Below are 402 nucleotides of genomic sequence, written 5' to 3'. Positions count from 1 at the left end.
CGTTGCTGTCATTGGCTTTATCATCAAATAATAATTCGTTGTGGGCTGCGGGGGAATTATGTCGCGGGGTAAACCCGCTGCTACGAATGCGTAGACTCGAATTTACTTGTGCAAAAATGAAAGGCTAGGGCGCTAACTTTAGATTCTGTTAGTGCCTAGCCTAACAATATCCATGTTGTTAAAGAGCGGTAAATTATTTATTTGAATCTAGGTTATGAATTAATGTGTTTGTTGTGCGGTAATAACGTCATCATTATCACGCTCAAAGTTGAGATTAAATTGACCTTGGCGATTAATGGTAAAAATAGCGCGTGTCCAGTTTTCTGGTTGGTGTTGGGTGGCCTTTTCAAATAGGGTGTTGAATAAATCGACTATCTCGTCCGTCACGGTAATCGGCTGTTC

At 41.0% G+C, this 402-nt stretch carries 1 pseudogene; it reads right to left on the bottom strand.

Going from position 1 to position 402, the window contains the following annotated elements:
- Nucleotides 1-219: 219 nt before the first annotated feature.
- Nucleotides 220-402 (bottom strand): annotated as a pseudogene (locus H5232_RS23700) (immunity protein YezG family protein); the annotation flags it as partial.

Origin of the sequence: Pseudoalteromonas sp. SG41-5 (genome assembly GCF_014164495.1) — a bacterium.
GTDB classification, from domain to species: domain Bacteria; phylum Pseudomonadota; class Gammaproteobacteria; order Enterobacterales; family Alteromonadaceae; genus Pseudoalteromonas; species Pseudoalteromonas rhizosphaerae.
This window is presented reverse-complemented; position numbering and strand designations above follow the sequence as displayed.